Genomic DNA, 6,000 nt, shown 5'->3' with positions numbered 1-6,000 from the left:
CTCAACTAGAAAAACTGCCAGCAACTAACTGGCAGCTCTTCTTTCTTTCACGTAATTATAGGAAGTGTATAGAAGAATGTCAATCTCCTATGTCCATTATTAACCAACGTAAATTGTTTGTTGTTTCGCTTCCACTTCTTCTACAAATGTACCTAACACATTCGCAAGGTCTTCCCGTGTGTTACAAGCATTAATACCATTACGTACACTCGCATTACCACGAACACCTTTTAAATACCAAGCTGCATGTTTTCTCATCTCTCTTACAGCGACACTTTCGTTCTTTAAGTCAATAAGACGATCTAGATGTAACATACATACATCAATTTTCTCGCGCACTGTTGGTTCCGGCATTAATTCACCCGTCTCCAAATACTTTACCGTACGATAAATCATCCACGGATCTCCAAGAGCCGCACGACCAATCATAACACCATCTACACCAATTTCATCAAGCATACGCTTTGCATCTTGCGGCGTTGCGACATCACCATTTCCGATAACCGGGATATTTACAGATTGTTTTACTTGTTTAATAATATCCCAATCCGCTTTTCCTTCATACATTTGCACTCGTGTACGTCCGTGAACCGCCACAGCTTGGCCACCAGCACGCTCAACAGCCCTAGCATTTTCTATTGCGAAAATATGTTCTTCATCCCAACCGATACGCATTTTAACTGTAACCGGCTTTTCAACAGCATCTACAACCGCTGCTACCATTTCATATATTTTATTCGGATCTAAAAGCCACCTTGCCCCCGCATCACATTTAACGATTTTCGGCACTGGACAACCCATATTAATATCAATTATGTCTGCTGTCGTATATTTATCTACATATTTCGCAGCATCTACAAGAGTTTCTTTCTCTCCACCAAAAATTTGTAAACTTAATGGCTTTTCTCTCTCGTCGATATATAACATATCTAATGTTCTTTTATTATTAAGTAATATTGCCTTATCACTTACCATTTCAGCACAAACTAAGCCGGCACCAAATTCTTTTACTGTTAAACGGAATGCAGAGTTACACACTCCCGCCATCGGTGCTAGTACAACCGGATTTTTCATCTCGATATTTGCAATCTTTAACAATCAACCTACTCCTTCCTGTACAATCACTTTGGCATTAATTCCTCTATCGAAACATTTAATGCCTTAGCAACTTCTACTACAAAATCTTGAGAAGGCGATCTATTCCCTCTCTCAACCTCACCTAAAACAGATACAGATACCCCTAGTTCTTTAGCAAAACCTTCTTGTGTATAGCCTTTTAGCTTTCGAAAAGCACGAATGCGTCTTCCCCATTTTTCTGCTTCCATACCGTTACTCCCTCTCGCCTTTTCATTTCTTCTACTTGTGAACGTGAAATGTTTTGTTTTATGTTTTGATTAATCTCTAACAACGGAACGATAACAAAAGCTCTTTCAAACATCCGCGGATGCGGAACAATAAGATTCTCTGCTTCAATATTCTCTTGATTATAAAGTAAAATGTCAAGGTCGATAGTCCTCGGCCCCCACCTAATTTCCCTTTTTCTTCCTAGGTCATTTTCTACTTTTTGTGTTACTTTCAATAACTCTTGTGGTGATAAATTGGTAGAAATTTTTATAACTAAATTTAAAAAACAACTTTGGTCAGTATAGCCAACTGGCTCAGTTTCATATACAGATGAAATATCATCAACCTGAATATAAGGATTTTTATTTAAAAACTGAATCGCTTCAGTTAGATACGTATAACGCTCTCCAATATTTGACCCTAATGCAATGTAAGCTATATTGTTCATGGACGTTCTCTCGTAATTTCTACTGCTACAGCACGATAATGACCCGGTATCGGTGGATCCGGCTTAATTACCTTAATTGTACAGCGTGAAATACTTTCATATTGTTTTAATATATCTGCAGCAATATTTTCAGCGATACTCTCCACAAGCTTATACTTTCTATCCTCAACAACTTTTCTACATAATTCGAAAAGCTCTCCATAATTGACCGAATGCTCTAAGTCATCACTTTCCCCTGCACGCTTTAAATCCAACTCCACCGTTAAGTCAACTTTAAATCTCTGACCTAATTTATTCTCCTCTGGGAACACACCATGATAACCATAAAACTCCATATCATGGATATAAATTTTATCCAATTACCTTACCCCCTTACCAATCATCGCATCCATCATTTTAGCCATACGCGCCATTTCTTTCACATCATGGACACGAACAAACTCACAGCCCTTTTCAATACCAAGACAAACGGTAGCTCCTGTTCCCTCAAGACGTTCCTCCACTGGCAAATCTAATACGTGCCCAATAAAGGACTTTCTCGAAGTACCTAAGAGAACCGGATAACCTAGCACATTTAACTGTTCTAAATTACGCATCGCCTCTAAGTTCTGCTCAGGTGTTTTAGCAAAACCGATACCTGGATCTAAAATAATATTCTCATCTGGCACACCAGCATTTTTAGCAATTTTAATACTGTCATACAAATCAGCAATCATATCCGCCATTAAATTACGATAATTCATATTATCGCGGTTATGCATTAAAATGATGGGTACATCATAATGAGCTGCGACTTCAGCAATTTTTGGCTCCGCCTTCGCTCCCCAAATATCATTAATAATATGAGCACCAGCCTCAATTGCTTGCTTTGCAACTTCAGCTTTATATGTATCGATAGATATAGGCAATTTTACTTCTTTTGAAACTGCTTGAATCATCGGGACAACTCGCTTTATTTCTTCTTCTACTGATACTTTAGCAAAACCTGGGCGAGTAGATTCGCCACCAATATCAATAATATGAGCACCTTGACCTTGCATTTCTTTTGCGTGACGTACCGCAGCATCTACCTCGTTGTAACTCCCACCATCAGAAAACGAATCTGGTGTTACATTTAAAATCCCCATAATTAATGTTTTTTCATTTAAATTCAATGTATATTCGCCGCAGCGCAAATCATAATCCCACTTCAAACTACACATCTCCTCTTCGTAATTCATTTCTGCTCCATAATTTCTCTCTTTGCATTCCATAAAGGTACATTAAACTTTTTGTAACCACTCCTACTTTACCCGGGAAATCCTGCGCTTCTATACGATAAAGCGGAACAATTTCTTGAATGGAGTTTGTTACGAAGACTTCATCCGCTGAAAGTAGCTCATCTTTTGTAAAGAAACCTTCCTTTACTTCTATATTTAATTCTTCAGCACTCTTTATAATAAACGCACGAGTGATACCATTTAAAATCCCTGTCTCTAACGAAGGTGTATATAAAACATCACCTTTCACAAAAAATAGATTCGAAACAATACCCTCTGCAACATAACCTGCTTCAGTGAAGAAAATACCTTCCTTACTCACAACATTTCCAATTTCACGCTTCCCTAAAATATTATTTAAATAGTGATGAGACTTCAGGCGAAATGTCCCTTCCGGTGTATTTCGCACTTGTTTTAGAATAACACCTTCTTTTTCCACTACATCCCCTGGAGCTGTTAAAGGTTTTATAAAAACAATAACAGAAGGCTCTTCATACATTTCCGTTTGTAATCCTATTTCATCTATACCCGCTGATACATTAAAACGTACATATGCATGCTTCAATTCATTCTTAGCGAGTAAATCTTTCAAAATAAGCATCACATCATTTTTTGTCATTGTCCATTTAATTTGCAATGTATCCAGCGCCTCTATTAAACGGTTATAATGATCATCCAATAAGAAAGGATGACCATTATAAATACGAAACGTTTCAAAAACTCCAAGACCATATAAATAACCATGATCATAAGGAGAAATTCTCGCTTCACTTGCTTCTACATACTGACCATTTACGTAAATTAACATAATGTCGCACTTGGACTGTATTTACGAATGAAATTCTGCAACAGCTCTTTCCCATGAGAAGTCATAATAGATTCTGGATGGAATTGCACACCCTCTATCGGCAATGTCTTATGACGAAGTGCCATAATTTCCCCTTCCTCTGTCCAAGATGTTACCTCTAAGCAATCGGGTAACGTCTCTTTCTTAACAATAAGGGAATGATAGCGCGTCGCAGTAAACGGATTAGGAATATCCGAAAAAATCGTCTTTCCATCATGATGCATAAGCGAGGTTTTTCCATGCATTAATCGCTCTGCACGGACAACCTCTCCCCCAAACACTTGTGCAATAGATTGATGCCCTAGACAAACACCAAAAATCGGAGTCTTTCCAGCAAAGTATTTAATAGCTTCCATACTAATCCCAGCTTCATTAGGACTACATGGGCCTGGAGAAATCATTAGAAAATCTGGTTTCATATTCTCAATATCTGAAATGGTCACTTCATCGTTACGTTTAACAACGAGCTCTTGTCCAAGTTCTCCAAGAAACTGCACTAAATTAAATGTAAAAGAATCATAATTATCAATCATTAATATCATTTCTCTCACCTAACCGTTTCTTCGCTACGTTCTTTTGCACGCCATAAAGCAATCGCCTTTTTTAACGACTCTTTATATTCATTTTCCGGATTTGAATCAATTACAATTCCCGCCCCTGCTTGTACATGAGCTTTTCCATCTTTAGCAAGAAGTGTTCTAATTACAATATTCAATTCTGTATCTCCAGAATAACCAATCCAACCGATTGAACCTGTATAAATCCCTCTTCGAACAGGTTCTAATTCCTCAATAATTTCCATCGTACGTATTTTTGGGGCACCAGTAATTGTTCCCCCAGGGAATACAGCCTTCACTAAATCAAAAGCATCCTTATCTTCTTCCACCTCACCACGCACATTAGAAACAATATGCATAACATGTGAGTATTTCTCAATTACCATAAATTCATCTACTTCTACAGTTCCATATTTACAAACACGTCCTAAATCATTTCTTTCTAAATCCACAAGCATTACATGCTCTGCTCTTTCTTTTTCGTTCTCAATTAATTCTCTTGCTAATTCTTCATCCTCTTGCTCATCCGCGCCTCTAGATCTCGTTCCAGCAATCGGTCTTGTACTTACTTCAGTTCCTTGTTTCTTAATTAACAACTCTGGCGATCCACTAACAATTTGAAAATCCCCAAGCTCCAGGTAACCCATATATGGAGATGGATTAATCTCACGAAGACTTGTATAAATTTCTAGTGGGTGTGTCTGTAACGTTCTTTCTTGTCTCGTCGACAAGTTTACTTGGAACACATCACCCGCCCCAATATATTCTTGAATACATTCAACTGCCTTCATAAAGCTGGCTTCAGTAAAAGCAACTGCTTCACTTTTCTTTTCAGGACTTTCAAAAGGCACGGTCACTTCAGGCGCTTCTGTCATCCAAAGACTCTTCCACTCATTTAGCCGTTCATTCGCCTCTTCATATTTATCTACATAATGCGTAATAACCCATAACACTTGTTCTTTTTGATCATAGACAAATACGTCATCAAATAATAAAAAGAAGATGTCAGGTATATTAATATCATCTTCCGCAAGAGAAGGCAGCTTTTCAATATAACGGATACAGTCATAACTGAAATAGCCAATTGCACCACCTTGAAAAGGCGGATACTCTGGGTTATAGTCCGTCTTCCATTGTTCCATATATTCTTGCATTAAATCTAACGGATTCCCTCGTTTTATTGTTTCCTTACCACTTTCACTTATATGTAACGTTTCATCCTTCCCTCGAATTACCGCTACTGGGTTCAGCCCTACAATGTTATAACGACCACCACGGCCGCTTTCTAACAAAATATGTTGCGATTTACCCTGAGAAAGAAATTTATATTGCTTAAAGAAATCTAACTGATATGGAATAGAAAGCGCTAAAGATTTTCTTCGTTGCATATCAACACCCCGTCTTCTTTTATCCCACCCTCTTAGATAAACCAGCTCAAACTACATAAGTTATTTATATAGAGATTGATTATACTCGAAGGCTAGTGAAAATAATTTAATTATACTACCTCTTATTTTACATGAAGTTTTCTAGTCATTCACTCTT

8 protein-coding genes are annotated in these 6,000 nt (G+C 37.7%); all 8 read right to left on the bottom strand.

Translation table 11 applies throughout. The features are described from left to right. Window positions 1-99: 99 nt before the first annotated feature. The 8 genes from dusB to pabB are packed head-to-tail and all read right to left on the bottom strand — an operon-like array spanning window position 100 to window position 5,843. The gene (gene dusB, locus DN399_RS00430; protein WP_000912251.1) at window positions 100-1,098 is read right to left on the bottom strand and encodes a tRNA dihydrouridine synthase DusB; all 999 of its coding nucleotides are present in this window, start codon (window positions 1,096-1,098) and stop codon (window positions 100-102) included. 23 nt (window positions 1,099-1,121) lie between these two features. Further along, the gene (locus tag DN399_RS00425) at window positions 1,122-1,325 is read right to left on the bottom strand and encodes a helix-turn-helix domain-containing protein (protein WP_000387031.1); all 204 of its coding nucleotides are present in this window, start codon (window positions 1,323-1,325) and stop codon (window positions 1,122-1,124) included. Then, window positions 1,277-1,792 carry a 2-amino-4-hydroxy-6-hydroxymethyldihydropteridine diphosphokinase gene (folK, locus tag DN399_RS00420; RefSeq protein ID WP_149149277.1) on the bottom strand — a complete coding sequence of 172 codons (516 nt, stop codon included), beginning with the start codon at window positions 1,790-1,792 and terminating at the stop codon, window positions 1,277-1,279. Before folK ends, DN399_RS00425 begins: the two co-directional genes overlap by 49 nt. Next, a complete protein-coding gene (folB, locus tag DN399_RS00415) occupies window positions 1,789-2,151 on the bottom strand; it encodes a dihydroneopterin aldolase (RefSeq protein ID WP_000358062.1) in 363 nt (120 codons plus the stop codon). Before folB ends, folK begins: the two co-directional genes overlap by 4 nt. Then, the gene (folP, locus tag DN399_RS00410; RefSeq protein ID WP_002164656.1) at window positions 2,152-3,012 is read right to left on the bottom strand and encodes a dihydropteroate synthase; all 861 of its coding nucleotides are present in this window, start codon (window positions 3,010-3,012) and stop codon (window positions 2,152-2,154) included. It lies immediately after the preceding gene. Further along, window positions 2,987-3,859: an aminodeoxychorismate lyase gene (gene pabC, locus DN399_RS00405; protein ID WP_016123616.1), complete on the bottom strand. Its 873-nt coding sequence runs from the start codon at window positions 3,857-3,859 to the stop codon at window positions 2,987-2,989. The genes folP and pabC overlap by 26 nt, the downstream gene beginning before the upstream one ends. Then, window positions 3,853-4,440 carry an aminodeoxychorismate/anthranilate synthase component II gene (pabA, locus tag DN399_RS00400; RefSeq protein ID WP_000602290.1) on the bottom strand — a complete coding sequence of 196 codons (588 nt, stop codon included), beginning with the start codon at window positions 4,438-4,440 and terminating at the stop codon, window positions 3,853-3,855. The genes pabC and pabA overlap by 7 nt, the downstream gene beginning before the upstream one ends. Before the next feature lie 5 nt (window positions 4,441-4,445). Next, window positions 4,446-5,843, bottom strand: a complete 1,398-nt coding sequence (pabB, locus tag DN399_RS00395; protein ID WP_001189722.1) for an aminodeoxychorismate synthase component I — start codon at window positions 5,841-5,843, stop codon at window positions 4,446-4,448. Window positions 5,844-6,000: the final 157 nt, after the last annotated feature.

The sequence above is a fragment of the Bacillus sp. AR4-2 genome (assembly GCF_008274865.1).
Taxonomy (GTDB): domain Bacteria; phylum Bacillota; class Bacilli; order Bacillales; family Bacillaceae_G; genus Bacillus_A; species Bacillus_A cereus.
Note: the sequence above shows the minus strand (reverse complement) of the source record. Positions and strands in the feature narration are given on the sequence as shown.

Coding starts and splice junctions, on each gene's coding strand:
- folK (WP_149149277.1), bottom strand. CDS start 1,792: ATGAACAATATAGCTTACATTGCATTAGGGTCAAATATTGGAGAGCGT.
- pabC (WP_016123616.1), bottom strand. CDS start 3,859: ATGTTAATTTACGTAAATGGTCAGTATGTAGAAGCAAGTGAAGCGAGA.
- DN399_RS00425 (WP_000387031.1), bottom strand. CDS start 1,325: ATGGAAGCAGAAAAATGGGGAAGACGCATTCGTGCTTTTCGAAAGCTA.
- pabB (WP_001189722.1), bottom strand. CDS start 5,843: ATGCAACGAAGAAAATCTTTAGCGCTTTCTATTCCATATCAGTTAGAT.
- folP (WP_002164656.1), bottom strand. CDS start 3,012: ATGAATTACGAAGAGGAGATGTGTAGTTTGAAGTGGGATTATGATTTG.
- pabA (WP_000602290.1), bottom strand. CDS start 4,440: ATGATATTAATGATTGATAATTATGATTCTTTTACATTTAATTTAGTG.